This window comes from Paenibacillus sp. NPDC093718, assembly GCF_050279985.1.
In the GTDB taxonomy this organism is placed as follows: Bacteria; Bacillota; Bacilli; order Paenibacillales; family Paenibacillaceae; genus Paenibacillus_AQ.
The window spans coordinates 982712-1007338 of the sequence record NZ_JBNNUS010000001.1; the positions used below are offsets into that span (position 1 = coordinate 982712).

Here is a 24627-nt window from a genome sequence, read left to right on the forward strand (position 1 = left end):
AGAACGCGTATGGCGGGATGATCGAATCCCTGCCAATACGCGTTCTTTTTGCTTTATGAAAAGCCTTTACGCCATCTATATACCGATCATTGACCTGCGGCTTCGTTTTACCGAAGAAATCGACCATGGGGTGTCTTACAAAAACTGTTGGGATGCCGGAACAAGCGGCTGCCATCACCAAACAAGCAGATTTCATCACCAACAGACGGCTGCTATCACCAAAACAAGCGGATTTCATCACCAACAGCAGCTGCTATCCCATACATGTGAATTCCATCACCAACTTGCAGCTTCCATCACCAAACAAGCGGATTTCAACGGACCACAGATCCGTTATTTGCCATGATTCAGGCGATTCTCTTATCCTAACGGACACCAAGTCCGTTATTTAACCTTTTCGCTGCGGAAAAGCGGACTTTTTATGCAAATAACGGACCTCATGTCCGCAAGTATCAAAGATTAGCTCATATCAGAGCAAATAACGTATCCTGTGTCCGGTAAATCCCATATGTCACGTTTGTCATCGGTTTGCGCAGCCGGTTCGCTCATAGGCGTGCCTCAACCAAACCGTAGTATAAAGGTGGCGGCTGCTGCGATGCACCGCCGGCTATTTGGTGTTGGTGCGCACGATGTACAAAAAGCTGTCCAAAGGAGTCATCGCTCCAACAACGCGTCGTGCAATCGTGCAATCTGGGTCGCCAGACTACGCTCCTTCGCCTGCCAAGCGACTAAGCTCTTACTTCCAGACGGCACCGTATTTCTTCCGGTACTTCGGATCTTCCTCGGCTTCAATCCATTCCAGCGCAAGCTGCTTGATGGTCTCATCCGGGTCTTGATCATACAGATGCCGCATTCCCTGAACGATATCAAACCGGACGAGCGTGCCGTTCTTCTCTTCCATCGCCGTTCTGTACCGTTCGCCCAGCTCCTCCATCAGCAGCTGCTTCTGCTTGTCCCCCGCAAGGCCAATCTTCCATAACGATTGCAGGCCATGTCTTGCGGTTACAAACCGCTTGTCCTTCGTCAGTTGGATCAGAGCCGGGAAATCTCTGAATATTCTGCCCTCCGGATCGCTGTGTGCAGCCAGATTGCATAGAAGTTGAGCCGCAATCGAACGTACATGGTTGTCCTTATGCTTCAAGTCCTGTACAAGCGCATCCCACAGCTCATAGGCCCATTCCACCTTCTCGCTCGTTAATGTCAGCAGCTCATTATATGCTTCATTTTGTATGTCGCGATCTTGCGATCTAAGATTCTCCAAATAACGATGAGCGTCATTCATCATGGTTCTAAGCCCTCCATTTATGGAATCAGCAGTTTTAGTTATCATATCACCGCGATTATACGATGTTTAGCATTGGCCTTTCTTTCACAAACTATGTTACTTGCGCGTCTCAGCGCATATGCATAAATAGCGGTGGGGATGTTAATACAATTGGATATCGGGTATTAAAAAAGAGAACTTCTGTACAACGCATAAGGAGGGAACGTATGAGAGCAGTCACATTTCAAGGCGCAAAAGACATTCAGGTCAAACACGTAGAGGATCCATCCATTCGGACCCAGGATGATATTATCGTCCGCATCACCTCTACAGCCATTTGCGGTTCCGATCTTCATATATACCTAGGGGCTATGCCCGCGGCTAAAGATTTCGTGATCGGCCATGAGCCCATGGGGATCGTGGAAGAGGTCGGTGCTAACGTAACCCGCGTGAAAAAAGGCGACCGCGTCGTTCTTCCGTTCAATGTTTCTTGCGGCCACTGCTACTATTGCAATCATGATATGGAGAGTCAATGCGACAATTCCAATGGCAACCCGGATGTCCATGCCGGAGGGTACTTGGGTTACACCGAACGCTACGGCAACTACCCTGGCGGACAAGCTGAATATTTGCGCGTTCCGTACGGGAACTTTATGCCGTTTGTCATCCCCGAGTCATGTGAGCTGGAGGATGAGGCGCTTCTGTTCTTGTCCGACGTTCTGCCTACTGCCTATTGGAGCGTGGAGAATGCCGGCGTGAAGCCGGGCGATACCGTCACGGTGCTCGGCTGTGGACCGGTTGGTCTGATGACCCAGAAATTCGCCTGGATGAAGGGCGCTAAACGGGTAATCGCCGTGGATCGCCTTCCTTACCGGCTGCAAAAAGCAAAGCTAATGAACAACGTGGAGATCTACAATTTTGAAGACTATGATGATATGGGCGCATACATCCGCGAAATCACCAAGGGCGGCACGGATGTTGTGATCGACTGTGTTGGCATGGACGGGAAGAAGTCAACCCTGGAAGCCATCGGTCAAAAGCTGAAGCTGCAAGGCGGAACGTTAAGCGCAATCGATATTGCCATCGATGCCGTTCGCAAATACGGCACGATTCAGCTGACCGGCGTATACGGTTCATTGTACAATATGTTCCCGCTCGGCCATATTTTTGAACGGAACATTACCCTTACCATGGGGCAAGCCCCCGTCATCCATTATATGCCGGAGCTGTTCAAGAAGATCACCGCGGGAGAATTCGATCCAACCGAGATTGTATCCCACCGGCTTCCACTGGAACAAGCAAGCGATGCCTATCGGATATTTAACGATCATGAAGACGACTGCACCAAGGTGGTTCTGAAACCGTAGCGTAATCTCAGCAAAAAGATAAACCATGCATCCCTGTCACAATCTTGATCTTGATAGGAGATGCTTGGTTTTTTGTGTCCCGGTAGCTGTCTATTCATTCGCTTTTCTGGGATTCACCCGAATGATCGTCCCGCATGGATCGGATATCCAGTAGCCCTGCGAGTTCTCGTAAACCTCCACCTCATCCCTGCGATCCACCTGATGCTCTCTCAAATATGAAGCGGCCGCCTCGGGATGATCCGTAGTGACCTCTAACCAGACATCCTGCTGAGCATAGTGCGTCATGCAATCCAGCCATAAATTGTTCGGACCGTGCTGAAAGAGGTGTGAACCATCCTTGAAGCCCAAATAAGGCAGCTGCAAAACCTCTTTGTAAAAATGTACGGTTTGCTCATACTTGTACTTCGGAATTTTAAGGGCAATATTGTTTCCACCGACAAACCGAATATCCGCTGATAACATGAGTACAAACCTCCGTCTGTTTTTTTATTATCGTATCATGCTGCGGCTTCAATAAATTCTTCTAGATTGCTATCCTGTCAATGATAGGCTAAGTTGACCCAGGCATCGGTTTATACCAATTGGGCATATGCGTCTGGAACCCCTCATACCAGTTCAGTACCTCTTGAGCCTGATTCAGCATAACCCCCACTTCCTGCTCACCGAATGGAATCGCCCAGTGTATCGAGGAAATCTGATTACTTGCGATATAAAGTGCCATTAATCTGAAGAATGAATCCGGTACCTCTCCACCTTGGAAATATCCGTGAATACGACCGGAAGCAAACCACGGGCTAATCGCAGCATCCCACGTAATCCGGTTAAACTCCTCCCAAGGATCACCGGAATCCGCCCGGTTGAAATCGATGATACCCAGGTCGCCTTCAGGAGTAACCACCATATTGCCGACATGATAATCCCCATGCTGAAAAGAACGGGGCCGCGCATCAAGCAAATATCGGTGCTCCTCCATATAACGAATGATGTTCTCAGCACCTGCCAGCCGAATGCCGCAGTTCTTATAATTTTTGATGTACCTATCCATCTTGGAATTATAATAAACCGCCCACGTATCAAAGCCGCTTTCAGCCGGAATGCGATGCATCTTGCACAAATATTGGCCTGCCTGAACGCCCAGCCGGTACTGCTCCTCAGAATCCAGCAATGGAATGGCGTCCCTGGCATCTTCTCCCGGAACCCATGTAAACAGGGAAAACACTTGGCTGCCATCATGGCATACGCCAAAATCAATCGGGCGGGACATACGCATCCTGCTGCGAATAGTTGAGCTTACAATCCCATTTTTTAATTTGGCCCATAATCACTGACCGTAACTGTCAGGAATGGTGTAATATACTCGTCTTGCAGCACACATCCTAAACCAAAGCGAGGGTTACACATGAACATGAGCTTAGAGGATTTTAAGACTGAATGGTTAAAAGAGGCGCATATCACCGAACAAGTCATGAACGCTTTAACCGACGAATCGCTCAAAACCGCTATGACGGAACAGCATCGCACGCTCGGACAGCTGGCCTGGCATTTGGTGATGTCGATTCAGTACATGACCATGCTCGGTTTGCAGTTTGAGGTCCCGTCTCGCGAGCAGGAAATCCCCAATTCGGCTGCCGAAATTACGGACAGCTACCGCCGGATCCGGCATGCCCTTCTGGATGCAGTTCAGTCGCAGTGGAGCGAGGAGGATCTTCGCGCTACCCGCGAATTCAACGGTGAGCCTTGGACAAACGCGGCATTCCTGCATTTTACTCTGGTTCATCAAGCGCATCACCGCGGACAGATGACGGTGCTGATGAGACAAGCCGGGCTGCGGATTCCCGAGCTCTACGGTCCGACCTACGATTCCTGGATCGACAAGGGCATGGACCCGCTCGTGTAGAAAAGATACAATCTACTTAATAGTAAACATTCAGGATCATCCCATCTGGAAGGAGCGCATCTAGATGTCCAAAGCGGATAATATGCTGTCGATCCTGTGGATGCTCCGCTCGGGCAAGAAGATGACCGCGCAGCAAATCGCCGATGAGCTGGAAATTCATGTCCGAACGGTGTACCGCTGCATCGATTCGTTATGTGCCAGCGGCGCGCCCATCATTGCGATTCCGGGCCGAACGGCGGCTTTCGGATCCTCGGACAGTTCGCGGAATCTCCGCTGATGTTTGACGCCGAAGAGCAGAAGGCATTAGTGCATGCTTCGATCTTTGCCAAAGAAACCGGCTATCCGTATACGGACGCGCTGAAGCGGGCGATCGGCAAGCTGAAGCTTTATACGAACGAGGAGCAGCTTTCTCAGATCGAACGGCACAGCAGCGGTGTTTCAGTTTTGCTGCCTCCTGTCCACAACGGGCTGCGGCCGCTGCTTCAGACGCTTGAAAGTGCCGCGGCGGATGGGCAAACCCTGAAAATGACGTATTCGAAGGGCAGGGAAGGCGCCAGCAATACCCGAAACTTCAACCCCTACGGCATCATCCACTGGAAGGGTCAATGGTATGCTGCCGGCTTCTGCCATCTGCGTCAAGAGATTCGCAATTTTCGCGTGGATCGGATCATCGGGCTGGAGCTGACAGGACATGGATTTGAACGGCCCGCTGATTTTTCTGCCAAGGATGTACTGCTTGGCAGTCTGCTGCCCGATCAAGGCAGCCATGAACCGCTGGTCCATGTCGTCATCCAAGGCCATGAGCATGTTCTGAATGAATTAAGTCAGCATTGGTTATTTGGACATACCCTTGTGAAGCGCCGTGATGGAGAAGCTCATTTTCAACTGGATACGTCTTCGCTGATGTCCTATGTTCCCTATTTTCTTCTCCCTTACGGCAAAGCTTTAACCATTCTGGAGCCCGCTTCTCTCGTGCTGAAACTGTCAGAGATCACAACAAGCATGGCGCTGCATTACGAACGCATGTTAAGCGACATGACCAACAAGGAAGGGTGAACCCGATGGAGAAATTCGCGATGTACGGGAAACTGATTGCCCATCCCGGCAAACGGGATGAACTTGCGGAGATCCTGCTCGAAGCAGCAGCGATGCTTAGCGATAACAAAGACTGTGAACTCTATATCGTCAACGTTTCGGACAGCGATCCGAATGCCGTATGGGTCACGGAATTGTGGAGCAGCCAAGACGCGCATGCCGCTTCGTTGCAGGGAGCCGATACGTCCGAGCTGCTGCAGCGCGGGCGCCCGCTGATCGCCGGCGCTGAGCCGCTCAGGCTTAAGCCGCTTGGAGGAAAAGGTTTCTAGGCAAACCTGATCGGAAGAAAAGAGGCTATCCCCGAATTGAATTTCAGGGACAGCCTCTTTTTTGCTATATATTGTTCCGATATTCCGAGGGGCTGTAACCAACCTCTTTACGAAACGTTTTCGAGAAATAGTTCGCTGATTCAAAGCCGGTGGCGTCCGCAATTTCTTTGATGCTTAGAGGGGTCGTTCTTAGCATGAGTTTGGCCTGCTCCATCCGCTTGAGGCTTAGATATTTCTGCGGCGTGATCCCGAAATGCCGTTTGAAGTACTTAATAAAATAATTCGGATGCAAATGCAGCGTCCCCGCCATCTGCTCAAGTGTAATCTCTTCATGCAGGTGATTCTTAATGTACTGCTGCACTTTGTGGAGCCTGCCCATATCTTCCATTTTGTCCGTATGAATCTGCGGCTGCTGGTGCTCGAACACGCGGGACAGGATGTCCAGCATCACCGACTTTTCCTTTAACCGCGCAGCTATGGTACCGGTACGATGCGCTTCCACCAGCTGCTGGAATAATGACGGAATCTCCGCATTGCCCGATAAATCATAACAATAAGGAACGTTCAGCCAGGAAAATACGTCGGAATCGCCCACGGTCGCCGAGAAGTGCGACCAGTATTTAAGATAGGGACGGCCGCTGATGACGGAGTAGGATTGCCTGGTCCGTGCCGGCATCAGAACCAATTGACCCGGAACGGGATACAGCTCCTCATCGCCGATCTTCACCCATCCTTCCCCATCCAGGATAAAATAAAGTTTGTTGTAGGACACGGTGTAGTCGAATTCCTTCCACTCCGGCCAGCACTGCGTTCTTTCGGCCTCCCAGATCTGAACCTGCATGTTCAGGAGCATCTGCTGAATGGCTTCATGTTCGTTTCGTTCATTTTTCATCTTCGATTATCCTCTAAAGTTATTATAATACCCGTCAGAGTTAAGTAATTATCTATTCATACTAACACATTCTTGTTAAAATCAAACTCGACAATTCCAAGAATCGGAGGTTTGAATCCATGACAACGACTACCACTCCAACCAATCAAGTCATCCAGGAACGAAACCAGCGCGTGCAATGGTTCCAGAACGACCGTTTCGGCATGTTCATCCACTGGGGGCTCTACTCGATCCCAGCCAGAGGCGAATGGCTCCGAAGCACGGAACAGATGAGCATCGAAGACTACCAGACCTATTTCGATGAATTTGATCCCGTTGACTATAATCCTCGGGAGTGGGCCAAAGCAGCCAAGAAAGCAGGCATGAAATATGCGGTGCTGACGGCCAAGCACCATGACGGATTCTGTTTGTTCGACAGCAAGCTGACCGAATATAAATCAACGAATACCAAAGCCGGGCGGGACCTCGTGCAGGAGTTTCTGGAAGCTTTCCGTGAAGAAGGACTTAAAGTCGGCCTCTACTTCTCACTGATCGACTGGTACCATGAGGACTATCCGGCCTATGGGGACCGCATTCACCCCATGCGCGCGAACGAAGCCTTCAAGCGCGATCCGAAAAACTTCGACCGATACCTGGATTACATGCACGGGCAGGTTCGAGAGCTGCTGACAGGCTACGGCAAGCTTGATATTATGTGGTTTGACTTCTCCTATGGTAACATGCGCGGCGAGGTGTGGCGCGCTACCGAGCTGATGAAGATGATCCGCGAACTCCAGCCGCATATTCTTATCGATAACCGGCTTGAAGGCAGCGGCGAGAGCGGGGGCAGCATCTACACTACCGATCCTTCCGTTTACAGCGGAGATTTCGCTTCGCCTGAACAGATCATACCGCCGCACGGCGTCGTGGATCAGACAGGTGCCCCGATCCCATGGGAAGCCTGCATCACGCTGAATAACAACTGGGGCTATGCAGCCGCCGACCGCAATTACAAATCGGCAACCACGATCATCCGCAAGCTGGTGGAATGCGTCAGCAAGAACGGCAACATGCTGCTGAATGTCGGACCAGATGCGAGAGGTGTTATTCCTAAGGAGAGCCTTGACGTGCTGGAGGAGATCGGCGACTGGATGAGCAAGAACGGAGACAGCATCTATGGCTGCGCGGCCGCCGATTATCCGAAGCCGGATTGGGGTCGGTACACCCAAAAAGGCAATAAACTGTATGCCCACGTCTTTGAGGAGTCCATCGGACCAATCAATCTCATCGGCATGGCCGACAAGGTGAAGAAGGCCCGTCTGCTCGCGGACGGATACGAATTATTCCTCAGCCGCCCATGGAGCGCAGCGGAATTCATCGAGGACGCATTTGTGAACTTCGCGCGGCCTGAACACTTCACGTATCCGCTTCCCGACAAACGCAATACCGTCATTGAACTGGAGCTTCATGACGAATCGGATCGTTCATAGCGCCAAGCTGCCTATACCCCTGCTTACATTCCTGAATAGAGCCTGACACGATGTTTTGTTACATCGGGCCAGGCTCTTTTTTTATACCCTGAAGCTCCATCATCCCTGTAGCCTCACGCAGCAGCCAAACTTAAAAAAAACATATTGCATATTAACTGTTTATACAATATACTAATTATCAATTAAACTGTTTATTATATATACAATTATATTCAAGGAGATGAACCTAACATGAGTAACTATGCTGTTGAGATTCGTCAACTGCGTAAAAGCTTTGGACATCAAACCGTCCTGGACGGGATCAACCTGAACGTGCCGGCAGGAAGCGTATTTGCCCTTCTCGGTCCCAACGGCGCCGGCAAAACAACCTTAATCAACATCCTATCGACCTTGGTAACGCCCGATGCAGGCAGTGTGCGGATCAACGGATATGATCTCGGCCAGAGCAAGCTGGATGTCCAGAAGTCCATCAGTCTGACCGGCCAGTTTGCTGCCGTCGACGAAGTATTGACCGCGGAAGAGAACCTGCGGATGATATGCAGGCTGTCGGGTTTATCCGCAGCGGAAGCACGCCTGCGAACTGCCGAACTGCTCGAACAATTCGATCTCGCAGCTGTTGCAGCCAAGCGCGTGAAGACGTATTCGGGCGGAATGAAAAGACGGCTTGATCTTGCGATCAGCCTTACCGTGCCGCGTCCCGTTCTGTTTCTGGATGAACCGACCACGGGACTGGATACTCGCAGCCGCCGTACCCTGTGGGATATCATCCTGCAATTGAAGAGTCAGGGCATCACCATACTGCTGACCACGCAGTATTTGGAAGAAGCCGATCAGCTTGCGGACCGGATTGCGGTCCTGGATAGCGGACGAATCGTTGCTGAGGGGAGCCCGGCTGAGCTGAAAACCCGGGTCGGAGGTCAGATGCTGGAGCTCCGCAACGTACACGACGAGGTGATTTACAGGATTCCGACTAACGGCAGCATTAGGGATGTCGCGCAGACGCTTCAAGAGTTCACTCGCCTGCTTCCGAACGAGACGCGTGTAAGTCTTCACAGACCAAATATGGATGATGTATTCCTGTCGCTAACCGACAAGAAATTGGAGGAGATCGTATAATGAGAGCAACGGCTTCGAACTCAAAAACAACGTCCTTTGCGGTCACCCAAACCGTCTTTATCGGTCGCAGCTTACGTCACAGCATCCGAAACGCGGAGGCCATGATTACGGCCATGATGCTGCCGATTATGTTGATGCTGCTGTTCACCTATGTATTTGGCGGCGCACTCGATCCCAGCGGACAGTATGTAGACTACGTGGTGCCGGGAATCATACTGCTATGCGCCGGCTTCGGATCGTCCAGCACGGCCCTCGATGTCTCCCAGGATATGACCAATGGCATCATTGACCGCTTCCGTACCATGCCCATTCAAAGCATCAGTGTCATTACAGGACATGTCGTTGCCAGCCTTGCCCGAAACATGCTGGCGACATTCGTCGTTATCGCTGTGGCTCTGCTCGTCGGATTCAGGCCTTCGGCCGGACTTCTGGATTGGATTCTCGCCATCGGTTTGATCGCGCTCTTCATCTTTGCCTTCACTTGGCTTTATGCCGCCATCGGCCTCGTTGCAGGCAGTCCGGCAGCGGCCGGCAGCTATGGATTCGCCCTCCTCTTCCTCCCCTACCTCTCCAGTGCCTTCGTTCCTACCGAGACGATGCCGACATGGCTGCAGGGGGTCGCAAGCAACCAACCGATCACGCCGGTCATCGAGTCCATTCGCGGGTTGCTGACGGGTGGATCTATCCAGGATCACATCGGCTGGGCAATAGGATGGTGTCTGTTCATCCTTGTCGGCTCTATGGTGTGGGGCATGTGGACCTTTAAGAGAAAAGCTGGAAGACGTTAACAATGCTTAGGCACGATAACCATTGAAGCATGCCCCGGACCACACACCGCATACAGGGAGCAGTGCACACGATATAGCATTGCGTTTTAAGAGCCACAAGGAACTTCATCCCCCTTCCAGCGGCTGTCATGTCCGGGAACGATATCAACCAAGCCAGACCATGATCCCCCGCTTTAGGCTTAATCAACCAGCAAAAAACCGATCCTCTTGCGAGGATCGGTTTTTTTACTTTATCATTACTTGTCCGACTGTCCGGGCTGTGTCTTGGCCTGAAGATAATGATCAATGCCGTCCAGAATGCGTTCCAACCCGAAATCAATATCGTTGCCGATTGGGTTCTCTTCCTGATTCTCTTCCGTGTAGACCCCCGACATCACAACCGGATGCAGGTACGGAAACCGATCCGGCTTCACAAGCTGTTTCAGGGCGGCCGTATAATCGAGTCCGTTAAATTGTTCCGGGGTGGATCCTGCCTGCAAGGCGCGTTCCATGTCCCGCTGCATCATGCCGCTTGATCTTGAATAATTGCTTAACAGGAGAATCAAAGACATCCGCTCATAATCATTCAACGGCATGTCCTTCATGAACCGGAGGCCCCAGTCGATAAATCGCAGGTTGTTCGGCGTAATGGGGATACCCGCAATCGGTATGTCACCGAACCAGGGGTGGTCCCGGAATACCTGCATCGTCGATTTGACGTAGATTCGCATATTCTCGCGCCAGTCAGCAGAATCTTCCGGCGGAATGGGAATATCGCACGCGGCGTTCTGCATCAGCAGCAAAAGGTCGTCCTTACTGGAAATGTACCGGTACAGCGACATGGCGGTAAAACCCAAGGTGGACGCGATTCGATTCATGGAGACTGCGGAAAGCCCTTCTTTATCGGCGATATCGATAGCTGTGTCCACAATCTGAGACAGGCTCATCTCCCGTTTCGGTCCACGCTGCGGCGGCTTTACCAATCCCCAGCTAAGAGCCGCCCCTCTGGGCAGCTTGGATCCAATATCCTGATCCATACTCTTATCGTTTGACATAAACAGTATATCCTTTCTGCATTCTAGCTTCTGATGCCATTGATTATTGTTTATATTATAAACAGTATATCATATATGTTTATCCTTATGTACTGGGCAGCACATAAGCATCAGTGCAAGGATACCGACTTGACCAACGTACACTCAATCATGTGACAGATGCATCAAAATATTGACCAGCTTCCCGAACGGATCGCGGACAAAAAAACGTCTTACTCCCCAAGGCTCATCAACGGGTCCATATTCAATGGAAAAGCCTGCCCGCCTCATCTCCTCCAGCACAGCCTCTAAATCATCCACTTCGATCGACAGATCCGGGACGGGCGTACCTCCGCCTCCTTCGGAAGCAAAGCTGATCTGTATGCTCATCCTCTCCTGCGAGCCATAAGTGGCAATCCAGCCATGATCCATTAACATATCCAGACCCAGCACATCTTGATAAAACGTCTTGGCTGCGGCGACATCCTTCGTTGCGACATTCGCGACAATGCGTTTAACTCCCAACTTGTTCTCCTCCATTCATCATGCTAAAGATATCATTGCATCTACGTTATACACGCCTCATGTAACTACACGACTAAGTATAGCAAATCCTTCCAACAAAAAAAGCTGTTGAGGTATACTCAACAGCTGATTCGTTAACTCTCCAATGCAGTTGTTATCCTCCATGCAGAAGCCCAAGGCTTGTGCTCAGACCTTAGCTTTTTCGGTAACATGGACCAACGCTCCCATAGAGGGTTGTTATTGTCATGAATGTATCCTTGAGTTATGCGGAACTTGCAGTCGGCCTGATGATGATTTCATTCACATCGACCTCCGGCGGCTGCTCGATAGCATATAATATCGCTTGCGCAATCGAAGTCGCCGGAATGGATATTCTTCGATATTCCTTCATGACCTGTCTGGCCGTATCATCGGAGATACTGTCGGCCAGCTCCGACTCCGTTACCCCCGGCGATATTTGCGTGACCCGTATACCGCTTCCGACCTCCTGGCGTAGGCCCTCCGAGATTGCCCGAACCGCATGCTTGGTGGCACAATAAACGGCTGCGGTTGGCGATACTTCGTATGCCCCGATCGAAGCGATATTGATAAATTGACCAAAACCCTGCTTCTGCATCACCGGCAGTCCTGCCGCAATGCCATGGAGGACGCCGCGGATGTTCACATCGATCATCCGGTTCCACTCGTCCACCTTAAAGGCCTCCAAGGGTGACAAAGGCATGACGCCAGCATTGTTGAGCATGACATCCACCCGCCCGAATCGGCTCACCGCCAAGTCGATGAAGGATTCCATTTGATCGAGATGAGCCACATTCAGCGATTGGTAAACAGCTGAGCCGCCTTCCCCATTCAAAGCGGTAGCAAGCTTCTCCAGCCTGTCCGTTCTTCTTGCCCCAAGAACCACATGGGCACCATGATGAGCCAGCAACCGGGCTGCCGCTTCGCCGATCCCGCTGCTCGCGCCTGTAATGGCCACGACTTTTCCTTTTACGTTAGACATACAATTCTCCTCCTGATCCTGTTTTGTACTTCCAAGCCAATCCGTCTTCCGCAATAAACACACATGGTTAGTTTTCCCGAACCAATACCATCCCTGCATGATAGAGAACGCCGTCCCGAAAATCGCCGTCTGCCGTGAAACCGGTATCATCCACATATTCGATGTGATCGCCTTGAATGAAATAGCGGCCTTGATAAGCGCTTTTCCGCCGGCCCCGTGCTTCATCATAACGACCGTTTGACAGCAGCTCGTGGCGAATATATCCGTCCTTGGTCACCCACATGCCTACATAGGGATGCTGCACCCCATTCGCGTTAAGAGCTGGATCCATTGCACACACCCCCCTCATTCCTCTTATCTGATCCTCTTGAATCTCATGAATAACCGTCCTGCCTTCAACCATCGAGGATACTCTAATTATGCCTTCATGGAGTATTTATCCGGTAGCTCAATCCACCACAATTCTTGCCTATTCCTGCAAACCTTATTAAGATTAAATCAAATACCATCGGAGGAGGCTTATCGAATCGGGATGTTAGATCATGAAGGAAGCAGTCTGCAGAACGAACTTGCAGGATACATCGAAAAATACACGGGTACTGACGGTACCCATACTACGCCTATACCCAATCTATCTTTAATACGGGCAACCGACGGGACGGAATTGACCCACTCGATTCACGAGCCCGCACTGTGCATCGTAGCTCAAGGCAGAAAATTAATCATGCTGGCACAAGAAAGCTATTTTTATGACTCGTACAGTTATCTTGTTGTCTCGCTGCAATTGCCCATATCCGGCCAAGTGATTCAGGCAACACCGGAGCAGCCCTACCTGTGCCTTAGACTGGATTTGGATCGACATCTGATCTTCGACCTCATTCCATCCTGCCAAGAGACTCTTCCTAAGAAAACCGACTCCAAAAAAGCTCTCTTTGTCAGCTCGATGAATCAGACTCTCCTGGATGCCGTCGTCCGCCTCGTGCGCCTTCTGGATACGCCGGAGGATATTCCCGTCCTTGCTCCTCTGATCACGAAGGAAATTGTTTATCGAATCCTTCAAGAGGAACAAGGCCAATCCCTCAAACAATTTGCCGTCAGCGGCAGTCATGCGCAGCGAATCGCGGCAGCGGCCCAGTTGATCGGGCGGGATTATAATCAGCCGCTTCACATCGCAGATCTGTCCGCTGCCGTTAACATGAGTCCTTCTTCGCTTCATCATCACTTTAAGGAAATCACCGCCATGAGCCCGCTTCAATATCAAAAACAAATCCGATTGCAAGAGGCGCGCCGACTTCTGCTCTCGGAAACATCCGAAGCTGCGGATGCCGCCTTCCAGGTCGGCTATGAAAGTCCGACTCAGTTCAACAGGGAATATGCCCGCATGTTCGGTTCGCCTCCGATCCGGGATATCAAGCGTCTGCGCGAGTTATTGGACCTCGGCCCCAGGCAGGGCCATGCTTGATTGAACCAGACAGCTAACGGGAACGATTTCGCCAAACACAAAAAAACGGCATAGCTGCCGTCAGGCTGTCGAGAAAGTCTCGACAGCTATTTTTTGTACATTTAATTCAACACGACACCGCGTTAATATTGTATAATATTAGTAAATAAACCGTTCGGAAGGGTGTTAAATATGTTGCGTTCTAACCGAGAAAAACAGCAGGCTTACGAGTTTGTTTCGATTGAAGAATTGGTTCCTCAAGATCATCTGCTCCGTAAAGTGGACAAGTATATCGATTTCTCTTTCATCGACGAAAAGGTCCGTCCGCTTTACTGTGCTGATAATGGGCGACCAGCCATCGATCCTGTCGTGTTATTTAAGATGATTTTCCTCGGTTATTTTTACGGCATCCGTTCGGAGCGTCAACTGGAACGCGAGATTCAGACGAATCTGGCATACCGTTGGTTTCTTGGTCTGGGATTGACCGACAAAGTTCCAGACCATACCACCATTAGCTGGAATCGACGGACTCGTTTCAAAGATACCCATATCTTTCAAGATATCTTCGATGAGATTGTGCTGCAGGCAATCCAGCATCGCATGGTCGGCGGACGAGTCCTGATTTCGGATTCCACGCATGTGAAGGCCAATGCGAACAAGCACCAGTACACCAAGCAGCAGATTTTACAAAACACACGAGATTACATGGACGAGCTCAATGGCGCGGTAGAAGCCGACCGGAAGACGCATGGAAAAAAGCTTTAAAACCCAGAGAGGATGTGGTCGAGAAGAAAGAAATCAAGGTGAGCAAAACCGACCCGGATAGCGGTTATATGATTCGCGACGGCAAACCGGAAGGATTCTTTTATCACCGGACCGTTGATCTAAAATACAATCTGATTACCGATGTCCACGTCACGCCGGGAAACGTTCATGATTCTGTACCGTATTTGTCGCGTTTGGATCGCCAACGAGAGCGATTTGGTTTTGAAGTTGAAGCCGTTGCCCTGGATTCAGGTTATTTAACAACCCCCATCTGCAAAGGATTGCAGGAACGGGGGATCTTTGGCGTGATTGCTCACCGGAGATTTCATCCGACCCAAGGCTTGTTTCCGAAGTGGAAGTTTACCTATGATGCCGAGCGCAACCGGTATATTTGTCCGCTCCAGCATGAATTGTTATACCGCACCACGAATCGAGAAGGATACCGGCAATATGCCTCGGATCCGAGGCACTGCAAGACTTGCCCGATGCTGGAGCAATGTACCCGTTCACGGAATCACCGCAAGATCGTCACGCGCCATGTTTGGGAGGACAGCAAGGAATGGGTGCGAAACAACCGGCTCAGCCGATCCGGCAAGTATTTATACCGAAAACGAAAAGAAACGATTGAGCGAAGCTTCGCGGATGCCAAAGAGCTCCATGGGTTTCGCTATTGCCGGTTGCGTGGGTTGCAAAAATTCTGTGAATTTCCCTATCCCTTCGTTCCGCCCTGCAGCCCGAAGCCCTTGGACATGAACTGCTGGGAGAGAATATACATGATGATTGCCGGAATGGCGTACAGCACCGAGAAGGCGGCCAGGCTGCCGTAATCGACCATGCCATACTGTCCGAAGAACTGATAGAGTTTTAAGGAAGCCGGGAACTTCTCCGGCGACTGCAGCAGGATATACGGAACAAAGAAATTGCCCCAGCTGCCCGAGAAGGTAAAAATCGCGACCGTACAAATTCCCGGAACCATCAGCGGTGCCACCACCTTGCGCATTCCCGTAAACACCGAAGCGCCGTCCACCCAGGCGGCTTCCTCCAGATCGCTCGGCACGGAATCCATGAAATTCTTCATCATCCATATCCCGTACGGCATGGACGAAGCTACATAGAACAAGATGACGCCAAAAATATTGTCATACAGCTTGAGCCCCAGGAACAGCTGGTACACAGGCACCATTACAGCCGTAATCGGGAGCGATGTCATAAACAGAATGGTTAGCATAAAGGGCTTCTTATATTTCATCTGATAACGGGATAGCGGATAAGCTGCGAGCAGCGCCAGAAGAACAACCAATACGGCTTGGCCAAGCGACATCACCAGACCAATCAGATATGCGCGCTGGTTCTCGCTGCTGGTCATCACCTCTACATAGTTTGCACCGGTAACCTTGCTGGGCATCTTCAGCGATTGCATCGCATTCGGATCGACGGAAGCCACGAGCACCCAGAGCAGCGGCAGCACAAAGCAAATACCGATCCCCGTTAGGATCGCGTACGGCAGAATTCGATAGATTAATTTACGTTGTTTGGCATTCATATGATCTCACCTCTGGTTACTCTTTCATCGACCTGATATACAGCAGGCTTAACACAATCCCGATCAGCAACAGCAGCAGCGAAATGGCGGTTCCATAGCCTAATTGATAGTTCACAAATGCCTGATTGTACATGAAGATCGGCAGGGTCGTCGTAGAGTTGCCCGGACCGCCCCCGGTCATCGCATAGATGAGTCCGAACACCCCAAGCGTCTGCAGCGTAACCAGCATCATGTTGGTTGTGATGGTGCTTTTAATGTAAGGGATAATGATGCGCGTGAAGATTTTCCACTTGGAGGCCCCATCCACCACTGCCGCTTCTTCGATTTCGTTAGGCACATCATCCAGCGCAGCTTGAAACACCAGCATCGAGAAGGCCGTACCGTGCCAAATATTCGCAAGAATGATCGTCAGCATCGGGACGGTAAACAGCCAGGTCACTTCCGAAAATCCAAAAAAAGTAATAATCGCATTCAAGGTGCCCTCATCCCCAAAAAAGCTGTACAAGCAAAGGGCGCACACGATCTCGGGCGTCACCCAGCCTGCAAGCACAATCGTTCCAATCACCCGCCGAAACGTTTTGTTCCGCTGCTTCATCAGCAGCGCGATCAGAAATCCCAGCACCTGCTGCCCGATCACAGCCGAGCCGATGAGGAAAACCAGCGTGTTCCAAATACTGATTCGCACCGTGGGATCCTGGAACATCCGGGCATAGTTGTCAAGGCCGATAAACTTAAGCTCCCTCGCCGCTTCGCCGGTTAACGCCAGATTGGTGAAGGAATAGAAGAACGTTAACAGAATGGGATAGATAAAAAACACGAGCATAATCGCGATTGAAGGAAGCAAAAAAAAGAGCCAGGTATACGTTTTTCTTCGTTTCGGGTAAACGTCTACGGACAGACTGCTCATGTATCGTTCTCCTTTTCGTGCAGATGATCTGAAACACCGCTTGCCCAAGCCTCCGCGATACATGGAGCGCTTGAGCAAGCCGGTTCTTTACGTATAGCCGATTATTTCTCCAGGATATGATCCTCTCCGACAATGCGGGTGACGTCCTGCGCATATTTATTCATGGCATCTGCAGGCGATGTTCCCGTTGCTACGGATTCCACCATGGTCTGAATCTGCGTCGACACTTCCGGATACTTTTCCTGGGCCGGTCTAAACTCTGCGTTCTGCAAGTATTCGGTCGCGATTTCGTTAAACGGCATTTTCGTATATTCCGGATCCTTGGCAACATCGGCACGGACCGTGATATTCCCTGAGGACATGACAAGCTTCTGCGTATTTTCCTTGTTTAGCGCATACTTGATAAATTCCCAAGCCTCGTCTTTGTTCTTGGAGTTGCTTGGAATCGACAGCGCCCACCCTCCGGCTAGCGTAATCGATCCAGGGTCCTGCCCTTGGCTGGTCGGCATCGGCGCGAAGCCGAGCACATCTTTGTATTCAGGCCATGGCGCCGCGCCTGATTCCATATAGTTACCCGTGATCCACGATCCATCCAGTGAAATCGCCAGCTTGCCTTGCGGCAGGTATTCGCGGGAAGCCGTGTTGCCTGCCTGACCGTTCAACACTTTGGAGAGCGGGGGTCCAAGCTTCTCTTTATTGACTGTCTCCACAAAAGTCAGCGCATCCAGAATGCCCTGGCTTTTCGTAATCCATTTGCCGCTGGCATCGTCATACAGCCTTTCGCCAGTTCCGTAGAGCAGCATTTCATAGGTTTGCATGGAGGTGGCTTCGCCTGTAGCCTTGCCCATGTTCATCCAGATCGGCACAACGTCAGGCGCCTTCTCCTTGATCGTACGCGCAGCGCTTAAGACCTCCTCCCAGTTCTTAGGCTGCCAATCCTCCGGAAGACCTGCCTGTTTGAAAATGTCCTTGTTGTACCAGAGGCCCCTGGAATCCGTATTGTACGGTACGCCGTACACCTTACCATCGCTGGCCGTAACCCCTTTCTTCATCGCTTCGATGAAGGAACCGTTGCCCCAGTCTTCCCATCCCGCCAACTTATCGTCAAGCGGTTCGAGATAACCTGCGCTTGCATCGGAATTCAGGATAAAGGTATCCTCTGTCACGATATCCGGTGCCGTATCTTTCGACTTGAGCGCCAAGGCCACCTTGGCAAAATAATCGCCTTCCGAGGCCTGAATCGGTGTCGGCTTAATCTCTACGCTTTTGTCAGGGTAGCTGGCCGAAACTTCCTTGAGCCATTTATAGAACGCTCCGTTCTCGCCGATCCCGTCATCCCGAAACGTAACAGTAATGATTTTCTTGGCCGTCTCTCCATCCTTTCCCGGCTCCGGATCGCCGGTTTCGGCCGGCGCTCCCTTGCCTCCGGTACAACCGAATAACAAAGAAACGCTTAATAAAGCCGTCGTTACTAGCCAAAAACCTCTCTTGCCTGACTTCATACTACTCCCTCCTTTTGGCTGCAGCACATTTGATATATTATCCAAATTCTGTATACGCTTACGAGAGCGTATATATAACTCTATTTTGAAAATAGTGCGGATATTCTGAACTTTTTTTCGTGCCAAATAGGCCCCTACATACGAAAGCGACCTATAGCAGCCACTCCTTCTGCATTTCTTATCGTATTGTTTATTTTCATAACGGGCGGATCGATGAACTAATTACCAGAAATAGAAAATATTAATATATCGTTCAGAGTCTATTGATTGATTATCATTTTCTGCATATTTAGGGCTTTACTTTTGCTGGAAATCCAATTATATTTGTATGTACAAACAATCAATTGAATATATACTGGAACCATACCAGTAATAACCTATGACATTGGAGGTTTACCATCCATGAGTGACCGCTTGATTTTTTTGTTGGCTTTATTCTCGGTAACCGGATCGGGACTCATAGCCGGGCTGTTCTTCGCTTTCTCGTCTTTTATAATGACAGCGCTAGCCCGAATTCCCAATGAACAGGGGATCCATGCCATGCAGTCCATCAATGCAACCATTCTCAATCCTTTGTTCGGCACATTATTTACAGGCACTGCGTTAACCAGTATCGTGCTTGCGGTCGTATCCGTCATGCGCTGGGGGGAACCCGGCTCGTTGTACTTGCTTACCGCCAGCCTGCTCTATTTAGCGGGATTCATCGTAACGATGGCGTTCAACGTTCCGCTCAATGACGCACTGGCAGTCGTTGACCCGGGTAGCAGTGCCGGAGGCGAGGTATGGAACAACTACCTGAGACGCTGGATTCCCTGGAATCATGTACGAACCATCACCTCTTTAGGGACGATGATCCTGTTTGTTTTTGCGCTAAGGCAGCTTAACTAGGACAGTAATAGGGCGTCTTAAACAGGCTGCTCTAGAACTCTTCATAGGCACACCAAGGATCTCAACCAAACTTTCTAACAGAAAACCCATACCAACTCTACCGATTCTTCATTAGATATACTATCAATCTAGTAAAGGCGGTGGAGATATGGGGATTCTCACGATAGATCAGTGGAATCACACATGCCAACTTGACACTTCAGCCAAGCCGCGTCGTAACATCGGATGGATATCAAGCAATTGGAGCGGATACAGCCTCAAAGGAAAAAAAGGTGCTTACAAACAGATCTCCGCCAAATGGAATGTGCCGTTTGTTCGTCCAAGCCGTGCAGCGACCTATTCGTCGGCATGGATTGGAATTGACGGCTTCGGCAATAGCAATCTGATACAGACCGGAACGGGTCATGAATTCATAGACGGTAAGGCTTACTATTATGCCTGGTGGGAGATACTTCCTGCCTCGGTTACGATCATTCCGCTGCCCATTCAGCCGGGCGACCGCATGCATGCCAGCATCATCAAGCGCAGCGGCTCGAACTGGTTGATCTGCCTTCGAAACGTATCCCAGAGCTGGACCTTTCGAACATTGCAGCGGTACAACGGTCCACAGACCTCGGCGGAATGGATTGTCGAAGCTCCGCAGGTTAATGGGGCTCTTGCGACAATGGCACGATTATCCCCCGTTGCCTTCTCCTGCTGCCGCGTCAATGGGAAAAGCCCCAAACTCACGGCGGATGATGGAGGCATTATGCTTCAGAATCTAAGCGTTACTTCCATTCCTTCTAATCCAAACCGGGCAGGAGACGGTTTCATTGTCAAAAGCGTTCGTCAATAAAGGGCTTGACCTTCACGCAGCGTAAAGGATTATCCTCATGATTATACGGAGCAGCCATGCTCCGGTAAGAGGAGGAAATCGACATGCAATTGATCGCTATCGATACACTAACCCATCAACAACAAGCTTTGGAATCTGCGCCTGAGCTGCGGAGCTCCGCATATGAGCAGCTTGTGAATCAGCCGCTTCAGCCGTTTATGGACACGATACGCAAACGTATGCCTCAAGGACAGGGCGATTACGATATGACGCAGCTACTGGGATTATATCGCTGTGCCGCTCATCCTGAAGAGGCGCTCCAGGCTTTGTCCCGACTTGAACTGGCCGGCTCCTGGAGCCGGTGCAAGGAAGCCGTGATGAAGGCTTATACCGCATTGAAACCGCAAGCTCATGGCATTGAGCTGGGAGAATTGCTCTTCACCCTCGCGCTGGGTGATCATGAGCGGTTCGGCCCCCAACCCGGATATACAGGCTCAGGGGGAACGCCGGGACAAATCATGGTCGTTGTGTGGCCGAACGATTATAATCTGCCGAGGCTCGCAGCCATTACGGCACATGAATTCCATCATAACGTCCGGCTCTCTTACGAGCCATGGAGCGCAGAGACAACGGTCGCTCAATACCTTGTGCTGGAAGGACTCGCCGAAGCTTTTGCCGCCGAGATGTACGGAGAGGATCACTTGGGACCCTGGGTTCATTCTCTGGACGAGGACCAGCACAGCGAGCTCCTGCCGCGCTACCGGAAAGCACTCCATATAACCGGGTTCAATGAGATACGAGGTTACATGTTCGGGGATCTGGAAGGGGACTTTTACGGGTTCACGAAGATAGGCATTCCGCCTTATGCGGGTTACGCCATCGGCTATCGGATCGTAACCGAATATATGAGGCAGAGCGGTAAATCCGTGGTGGAGGCTACTTATGTTCCTTGGAAAGAAATCATAGCGAAGTCTCCCTACTTCAGGGAATAACAACTCCGTAGCCCATTAACCAACAACAGCCGCTGCACACCGGAAAAGTCCGGCATGCAGCGGCTGTTTCTATATCATAATTCGTAAACCGGTTTTCCCTTGAACAGCACGGCCCGGCGGCGTGACCGCCTGGCAACGGCTTCGGCGGAGCAGCTGGCTTCTACGATCACCGCATCCGCCGCATCCCCGACGTTAGGCCAGGCATAGCGGCCGTCCTGGTCTAACGGCGTCACGCCTCCTGTAATAAACCCGAGAGCCTGTCCGAGCGAACGCTCATCGTACATATGGAAGCGTTCGGCCAGCGTGCCCGCCTTGTCCAGATTATCCCCTTTGCCGAACGGGGACCAATGGTCCATAATGCTGTCTTGCCCTAGCGAGATGTCTACACCGCAGCGATGCAGCTGTGGAATCGGAATGGTTCGGCCAAGCGGTACGGAAGAGGTGACCGATATGCCCAGATCCGCCAACCGAATCGCCACCTCATCCACTTCGCTTGGTGAGACGTCCGCGAAAGCCAGCGCATGGCTGAGCGTGACTCTCCCGTTCCAACCCGCTTCTTCCGTAAGGTCAGCTACGCGCTTAAAGGTATTCAGCCCTACATGCGACGACTCATGCAGGTGCAGGTCAATGCCGGCGTTGGCTTCAACCGCCAGCTCCATCACGGTGTTCAGTGATTTCTCCATGTTCTCATCCACCGTTGTGGGATCCAGACCGCCAACAAGCGCTGCTCCGTTCCGGAGCGCATCCCTGACCAGGGAGACGGACTGGCTGCGAAGCAAGCCGTGCTGAGGAAATGCTACAATCTCAACAAAAGCTTTTTCCCTGTATCCTTCAACCGCCTGCAAGGTGGCCTCCAAATTTCTCAAGCCGACAACAGGATCCACATTGCAATGGGAGCGGATATGGGTAGACCCGTAGCGCAGCAGCAGATCCAGCAGTCCCTCTGCTCTTTCCTTGGCAGTAGGCAGCAGCTCCGGAAGCAGCCTCTCTTCCTCCTCGATTCGGCTGAAGATTCCGTGAGCCGGACGGCTCGGTGCCTTCCAAGGGCCTCCATAATAGGTTTTGTCCAGGTGGATATGCATATCCCTAAATGATGGGAGCATCAGATCCCCCAACATGTCCCGAGTGGGCAATAACGTATCAGGCAAAGCATCCGCTGGGCGAATCTCTGAGAAAGCCCCATTCTCGATTTTCACATGAAAAAGTCCCGTTTCGGTTCCGATCACGACGTCATCATCGCAGCGATAACCTGTTTCCAGACGGACATTCAGCAGCCAATATGCAGTGCTCTGTTCGTTCATAGCGTTCATCCCCTTCTCGCTTATACTGCCTTCTATTTGTCTTGCTCTTCGTTTACAGCGCAGCATCCAATAGGATGCGTTCGATCTCTTGGTATCCCCGCTCCCTGGCATGCTGCAGGGGAGTAACGCCATCCCCGTCGGGAATCCGAGGGTCCGCTCCATGATCCAGCAGCAGCTTCACGATGCGCTGATAATTCTCGCTGCCGTCACCGAGAATGACAGCCTCCAGCAGCGCGGTCCAGTTCAGATTATTCATATGGTTCACATCGACGTCGGTTCGGGTCAGCAGCTCCTGAACAATCTCCACATGTCCGCGGTCGGAGGCCGGAATGAGAGCTGTCCCGCCATAACGGTTGGTCAACGTCACATCCGCACCGGCATCGATCGCCAAGCGCAAAATTTCCGCCATTCCCTCTGCACCGGCATACAAAAATACATTGTTCAGTTGATGATCCCGAATATTGATATCAGCGCCTGCCTGGATCAAAGCCTCTACCGTTCCGACATGATTGTGATAGGTTGCAGCCATCACAGCTGTTCTTCCTTGCTCATCCGTCGCATTGATGTCTGCGCCGGATTGAAGAAGCTGTCGTACTTGCTCCGTGTTGCCTTGCTCGGCATATTCAATGAGTTCACGATTCATATTCTGCACCTCTTCTTTCTCCGGATTGGGTTGACAGGCCGACAGGAAAAGGATCAATAGAATCGCTGATAAACGCAGCACTCGATGCTCCCTCCTCTTTCTATCGTATATATTGGTATGCTAACATGAGACAGAACCATATGAAAAATACTTAAAAAATTGAATTTACTAAGGTTTTTCATATACAAGGAGGATGGTTTCAACCTATGGACATCAGACAGCTCCGGTATTTTATTGCCATCGTGGAGGAAGGCTCGATCTCGCTTGCCGCCAACCGGCTTCATATATCCCAGCCGCCTCTAAGTCAGCAGCTGAAAGCGATGGAGGAAGAGCTCGGGTCCGTCTTGGCATATCGCAGAGGAAAGCGGCTCGAAATCACCGAATCGGGTAAAGCGCTGTATAAATATGCGCTCCAGATGACCCAGCTCATGGAAGAGGCCAAAGCCGAGGTAAAAGAGGTCGGAAACGGCGATAAGGGCACGCTGAGTCTTGGCATCAATACATTATCTTCGGTAGAACTGCCGTCATGGCTGCATGAGTTCAAGGCAAGATATCCCCATGTTTCGTATAAAATTCAACAGAACGAGTCGTATCAGCTCTGTGAGCTTGTAAGAAACCGGTCGCTCGAATTAGCGATTGTTCGCCTGCCGCTAGAATTGGACGATTTCTCGATCCTTCATCTGCAGACGGAGCCCTTTTATATGCTCACCTATGAGCCATACACCGAACAGGAGATAACCCTCTCTCATATTGCGCAGTATCCGCTCATACTGCCAAGCACGGAAGGACTCGGCGTGTATTATACGATCCAGATGGCTTTCTCGGAACAGAAACTCCAGCCGAACATTGCAGCCGAATGCTCCGACATTTCACTGCTGCTGCGCTTGGTCGCTTCAGGTTTTGGCGTGGCGATTGTTCCCGAAACGCTGGTCAAGCAGCACTTGCCAACATCTGTTTATGCCTTCAAAATCAAGGACACCCCGGCAGCGGCTTCCACAGCCTTGATCTGGCTGAGAGATCATCACGTCTCCAGAACGGCTCTGAACTTCATTGACTTGTTGACAAATACCCTATAACTACTTACTGCTTCTATAATCGGCCGCTCATACAAAAAGAGGACAGAGCTAATGAAAGCT

At 50.9% G+C, this 24627-nt stretch carries 25 protein-coding genes and 2 pseudogenes; 14 read left to right on the forward strand and 13 right to left on the reverse strand.

What is annotated here, in order from left to right:
* Positions 1-55 precede the first annotated feature (55 nt).
* The gene (locus ACQKPA_RS04860; protein ID WP_427489848.1) at positions 56-346 is read left to right on the forward strand and encodes a hypothetical protein; all 291 of its coding nucleotides are present in this window, start codon (positions 56-58) and stop codon (positions 344-346) included.
* A gap of 390 nt (positions 347-736) precedes the next feature.
* On the opposite strand, the gene ACQKPA_RS04865 is transcribed toward ACQKPA_RS04860, so the two are convergent.
* The gene (locus ACQKPA_RS04865) at positions 737-1285 is read right to left on the reverse strand and encodes a hypothetical protein (protein ID WP_427489850.1); all 549 of its coding nucleotides are present in this window, start codon (positions 1283-1285) and stop codon (positions 737-739) included.
* Between the two features lie 206 nt (positions 1286-1491).
* On the opposite strand from ACQKPA_RS04865, the gene ACQKPA_RS04870 reads away from it, so the two are divergent.
* Positions 1492-2631 (forward strand): zinc-dependent alcohol dehydrogenase, encoded by a 1140-nt coding sequence (locus ACQKPA_RS04870; RefSeq protein ID WP_427489852.1) that lies wholly within the window; start codon positions 1492-1494, stop codon positions 2629-2631.
* A 90-nt stretch (positions 2632-2721) separates the two neighbouring features.
* Here ACQKPA_RS04870 and ACQKPA_RS04875 read toward each other — a convergent pair whose 3' ends face one another.
* Positions 2722-3093, reverse strand: coding sequence for a hypothetical protein (locus ACQKPA_RS04875; protein WP_427489854.1), 372 nt, complete (start codon positions 3091-3093; stop codon positions 2722-2724).
* Positions 3094-3181: 88 nt separating this feature from the next.
* Entirely contained in the window at positions 3182-3895 is a 714-nt protein-coding gene (locus ACQKPA_RS04880) for an aminoglycoside phosphotransferase family protein (RefSeq protein WP_427489856.1), read from the reverse strand.
* A 135-nt stretch (positions 3896-4030) separates the two neighbouring features.
* Here ACQKPA_RS04880 and ACQKPA_RS04885 point away from each other — a divergent pair, with 135 nt between their 5' ends.
* From ACQKPA_RS04885 to ACQKPA_RS04895, 3 genes and pseudogenes are all read left to right on the forward strand, one after another.
* Positions 4031-4528 (forward strand): DinB family protein, encoded by a 498-nt coding sequence (locus ACQKPA_RS04885; protein WP_427489858.1) that lies wholly within the window; start codon positions 4031-4033, stop codon positions 4526-4528.
* Positions 4529-4592: 64 nt separating this feature from the next.
* Positions 4593-5584: pseudogene (locus ACQKPA_RS04890) on the forward strand (helix-turn-helix transcriptional regulator).
* Positions 5585-5589: 5 nt separating this feature from the next.
* Positions 5590-5892: a putative quinol monooxygenase gene (locus tag ACQKPA_RS04895; RefSeq protein ID WP_076324148.1), complete on the forward strand. Its 303-nt coding sequence runs from the start codon at positions 5590-5592 to the stop codon at positions 5890-5892.
* A 64-nt stretch (positions 5893-5956) separates the two neighbouring features.
* On the opposite strand, the gene ACQKPA_RS04900 is transcribed toward ACQKPA_RS04895, so the two are convergent.
* A complete protein-coding gene (locus ACQKPA_RS04900; protein WP_216530313.1) occupies positions 5957-6784 on the reverse strand; it encodes an AraC family transcriptional regulator in 828 nt (275 codons plus the stop codon).
* Between the two features lie 119 nt (positions 6785-6903).
* On the opposite strand from ACQKPA_RS04900, the gene ACQKPA_RS04905 reads away from it, so the two are divergent.
* From ACQKPA_RS04905 to ACQKPA_RS04915, 3 genes are all read left to right on the forward strand, one after another.
* Complete coding sequence (locus ACQKPA_RS04905) at positions 6904-8253, forward strand: alpha-L-fucosidase (protein WP_427489861.1); 1350 nt, start codon at positions 6904-6906, stop codon at positions 8251-8253.
* A gap of 231 nt (positions 8254-8484) precedes the next feature.
* Positions 8485-9369 (forward strand): ATP-binding cassette domain-containing protein, encoded by an 885-nt coding sequence (locus tag ACQKPA_RS04910; protein ID WP_427489863.1) that lies wholly within the window; start codon positions 8485-8487, stop codon positions 9367-9369.
* Entirely contained in the window at positions 9369-10157 is a 789-nt protein-coding gene (locus tag ACQKPA_RS04915; protein ID WP_427489865.1) for an ABC transporter permease, read from the forward strand. Before ACQKPA_RS04910 ends, ACQKPA_RS04915 begins: the two co-directional genes overlap by 1 nt.
* Positions 10158-10393: 236 nt before the next feature.
* Here the strand turns inward: ACQKPA_RS04915 and ACQKPA_RS04920 are convergent, their stop codons facing one another.
* The 4 genes from ACQKPA_RS04920 to ACQKPA_RS04935 all read right to left on the reverse strand — a co-directional run bounded on the left by ACQKPA_RS04920 (position 10394) and on the right by ACQKPA_RS04935 (position 13026).
* The gene (locus ACQKPA_RS04920; RefSeq protein WP_427489867.1) at positions 10394-11191 is read right to left on the reverse strand and encodes a TetR/AcrR family transcriptional regulator; all 798 of its coding nucleotides are present in this window, start codon (positions 11189-11191) and stop codon (positions 10394-10396) included.
* Between the two features lie 144 nt (positions 11192-11335).
* Positions 11336-11695 (reverse strand): VOC family protein, encoded by a 360-nt coding sequence (locus tag ACQKPA_RS04925; RefSeq protein WP_427489869.1) that lies wholly within the window; start codon positions 11693-11695, stop codon positions 11336-11338.
* A 262-nt stretch (positions 11696-11957) separates the two neighbouring features.
* The gene (locus ACQKPA_RS04930; protein WP_427489871.1) at positions 11958-12695 is read right to left on the reverse strand and encodes an SDR family oxidoreductase; all 738 of its coding nucleotides are present in this window, start codon (positions 12693-12695) and stop codon (positions 11958-11960) included.
* Between the two features lie 67 nt (positions 12696-12762).
* Positions 12763-13026 (reverse strand): Atu4866 domain-containing protein, encoded by a 264-nt coding sequence (locus ACQKPA_RS04935; RefSeq protein WP_427489873.1) that lies wholly within the window; start codon positions 13024-13026, stop codon positions 12763-12765.
* Positions 13027-13227: 201 nt separating this feature from the next.
* On the opposite strand from ACQKPA_RS04935, the gene ACQKPA_RS04940 reads away from it, so the two are divergent.
* Together ACQKPA_RS04940 and ACQKPA_RS04945 are read left to right on the forward strand one after the other, a co-directional pair.
* Entirely contained in the window at positions 13228-14157 is a 930-nt protein-coding gene (locus tag ACQKPA_RS04940; protein WP_427489875.1) for an AraC family transcriptional regulator N-terminal domain-containing protein, read from the forward strand.
* 171 nt (positions 14158-14328) lie between these two features.
* Positions 14329-15593: pseudogene (locus ACQKPA_RS04945) on the forward strand (IS1182 family transposase); the annotation flags it as partial.
* A 17-nt stretch (positions 15594-15610) separates the two neighbouring features.
* Here the strand turns inward: ACQKPA_RS04945 and ACQKPA_RS04950 are convergent.
* From ACQKPA_RS04950 to ACQKPA_RS04960, 3 genes are all read right to left on the reverse strand, one after another.
* Complete coding sequence (locus ACQKPA_RS04950) at positions 15611-16444, reverse strand: carbohydrate ABC transporter permease (protein ID WP_071223247.1); 834 nt, start codon at positions 16442-16444, stop codon at positions 15611-15613.
* Positions 16445-16460: 16 nt separating this feature from the next.
* Positions 16461-17351: a carbohydrate ABC transporter permease gene (locus ACQKPA_RS04955; protein WP_076324156.1), complete on the reverse strand. Its 891-nt coding sequence runs from the start codon at positions 17349-17351 to the stop codon at positions 16461-16463.
* Positions 17352-17452: 101 nt separating this feature from the next.
* The gene (locus tag ACQKPA_RS04960; RefSeq protein WP_427489877.1) at positions 17453-18853 is read right to left on the reverse strand and encodes an ABC transporter substrate-binding protein; all 1401 of its coding nucleotides are present in this window, start codon (positions 18851-18853) and stop codon (positions 17453-17455) included.
* A gap of 402 nt (positions 18854-19255) precedes the next feature.
* On the opposite strand from ACQKPA_RS04960, the gene ACQKPA_RS04965 reads away from it, so the two are divergent.
* The 3 genes from ACQKPA_RS04965 (at position 19256) to ACQKPA_RS04975 (ending at position 21547) form a co-directional block, all read left to right on the forward strand.
* Positions 19256-19741, forward strand: coding sequence for a DUF1772 domain-containing protein (locus ACQKPA_RS04965; RefSeq protein WP_427489879.1), 486 nt, complete (start codon positions 19256-19258; stop codon positions 19739-19741).
* Positions 19742-19889: 148 nt separating this feature from the next.
* On the forward strand, positions 19890-20576 hold the full coding sequence (locus ACQKPA_RS04970; RefSeq protein ID WP_427489881.1) for a G1 family glutamic endopeptidase: 687 nt from the start codon (positions 19890-19892) through the stop codon (positions 20574-20576).
* Positions 20577-20659: 83 nt separating this feature from the next.
* On the forward strand, positions 20660-21547 hold the full coding sequence (locus ACQKPA_RS04975) for a DUF2268 domain-containing protein (protein WP_427489883.1): 888 nt from the start codon (positions 20660-20662) through the stop codon (positions 21545-21547).
* A 74-nt stretch (positions 21548-21621) separates the two neighbouring features.
* Here ACQKPA_RS04975 and ACQKPA_RS04980 read toward each other — a convergent pair whose 3' ends face one another.
* Both ACQKPA_RS04980 and ACQKPA_RS04985 read right to left on the reverse strand, forming a co-directional pair.
* Complete coding sequence (locus tag ACQKPA_RS04980; protein ID WP_427489885.1) at positions 21622-22848, reverse strand: amidohydrolase; 1227 nt, start codon at positions 22846-22848, stop codon at positions 21622-21624.
* 52 nt (positions 22849-22900) lie between these two features.
* Entirely contained in the window at positions 22901-23491 is a 591-nt protein-coding gene (locus ACQKPA_RS04985; protein ID WP_427490274.1) for an ankyrin repeat domain-containing protein, read from the reverse strand.
* Between the two features lie 206 nt (positions 23492-23697).
* Between ACQKPA_RS04985 and ACQKPA_RS04990 the strand changes: the two genes are divergently transcribed.
* Positions 23698-24567, forward strand: a complete 870-nt coding sequence (locus ACQKPA_RS04990) for a LysR family transcriptional regulator (RefSeq protein WP_427489887.1) — start codon at positions 23698-23700, stop codon at positions 24565-24567.
* Positions 24568-24627: the final 60 nt, after the last annotated feature.

Excerpts from the sequence above, each read along its gene's own strand:
- ACQKPA_RS04860 (WP_427489848.1), top strand. The coding sequence starts at position 56 with ATGAAAAGCCTTTACGCCATCTATATACCGATCATTGACCTGCGGCTT.
- ACQKPA_RS04865 (WP_427489850.1), bottom strand. The coding sequence starts at position 1,285 with ATGATGAATGACGCTCATCGTTATTTGGAGAATCTTAGATCGCAAGAT.
- ACQKPA_RS04870 (WP_427489852.1), top strand. The coding sequence starts at position 1,492 with ATGAGAGCAGTCACATTTCAAGGCGCAAAAGACATTCAGGTCAAACAC.
- ACQKPA_RS04875 (WP_427489854.1), bottom strand. The coding sequence starts at position 3,093 with ATGTTATCAGCGGATATTCGGTTTGTCGGTGGAAACAATATTGCCCTT.
- ACQKPA_RS04880 (WP_427489856.1), bottom strand. The coding sequence starts at position 3,895 with ATGTCCCGCCCGATTGATTTTGGCGTATGCCATGATGGCAGCCAAGTG.
- ACQKPA_RS04885 (WP_427489858.1), top strand. The coding sequence starts at position 4,031 with ATGAACATGAGCTTAGAGGATTTTAAGACTGAATGGTTAAAAGAGGCG.
- ACQKPA_RS04895 (WP_076324148.1), top strand. The coding sequence starts at position 5,590 with ATGGAGAAATTCGCGATGTACGGGAAACTGATTGCCCATCCCGGCAAA.
- ACQKPA_RS04900 (WP_216530313.1), bottom strand. The coding sequence starts at position 6,784 with ATGAAAAATGAACGAAACGAACATGAAGCCATTCAGCAGATGCTCCTG.
- ACQKPA_RS04905 (WP_427489861.1), top strand. The coding sequence starts at position 6,904 with ATGACAACGACTACCACTCCAACCAATCAAGTCATCCAGGAACGAAAC.
- ACQKPA_RS04910 (WP_427489863.1), top strand. The coding sequence starts at position 8,485 with ATGAGTAACTATGCTGTTGAGATTCGTCAACTGCGTAAAAGCTTTGGA.
- ACQKPA_RS04915 (WP_427489865.1), top strand. The coding sequence starts at position 9,369 with ATGAGAGCAACGGCTTCGAACTCAAAAACAACGTCCTTTGCGGTCACC.
- ACQKPA_RS04920 (WP_427489867.1), bottom strand. The coding sequence starts at position 11,191 with ATGTCAAACGATAAGAGTATGGATCAGGATATTGGATCCAAGCTGCCC.
- ACQKPA_RS04930 (WP_427489871.1), bottom strand. The coding sequence starts at position 12,695 with ATGTCTAACGTAAAAGGAAAAGTCGTGGCCATTACAGGCGCGAGCAGC.
- ACQKPA_RS04935 (WP_427489873.1), bottom strand. The coding sequence starts at position 13,026 with ATGGATCCAGCTCTTAACGCGAATGGGGTGCAGCATCCCTATGTAGGC.
- ACQKPA_RS04940 (WP_427489875.1), top strand. The coding sequence starts at position 13,228 with ATGTTAGATCATGAAGGAAGCAGTCTGCAGAACGAACTTGCAGGATAC.
- ACQKPA_RS04950 (WP_071223247.1), bottom strand. The coding sequence starts at position 16,444 with ATGAATGCCAAACAACGTAAATTAATCTATCGAATTCTGCCGTACGCG.
- ACQKPA_RS04955 (WP_076324156.1), bottom strand. The coding sequence starts at position 17,351 with ATGAGCAGTCTGTCCGTAGACGTTTACCCGAAACGAAGAAAAACGTAT.
- ACQKPA_RS04960 (WP_427489877.1), bottom strand. The coding sequence starts at position 18,853 with ATGAAGTCAGGCAAGAGAGGTTTTTGGCTAGTAACGACGGCTTTATTA.
- ACQKPA_RS04965 (WP_427489879.1), top strand. The coding sequence starts at position 19,256 with ATGAGTGACCGCTTGATTTTTTTGTTGGCTTTATTCTCGGTAACCGGA.
- ACQKPA_RS04970 (WP_427489881.1), top strand. The coding sequence starts at position 19,890 with ATGGGGATTCTCACGATAGATCAGTGGAATCACACATGCCAACTTGAC.
- ACQKPA_RS04975 (WP_427489883.1), top strand. The coding sequence starts at position 20,660 with ATGCAATTGATCGCTATCGATACACTAACCCATCAACAACAAGCTTTG.
- ACQKPA_RS04980 (WP_427489885.1), bottom strand. The coding sequence starts at position 22,848 with ATGAACGAACAGAGCACTGCATATTGGCTGCTGAATGTCCGTCTGGAA.
- ACQKPA_RS04985 (WP_427490274.1), bottom strand. The coding sequence starts at position 23,491 with ATGAATCGTGAACTCATTGAATATGCCGAGCAAGGCAACACGGAGCAA.
- ACQKPA_RS04990 (WP_427489887.1), top strand. The coding sequence starts at position 23,698 with ATGGACATCAGACAGCTCCGGTATTTTATTGCCATCGTGGAGGAAGGC.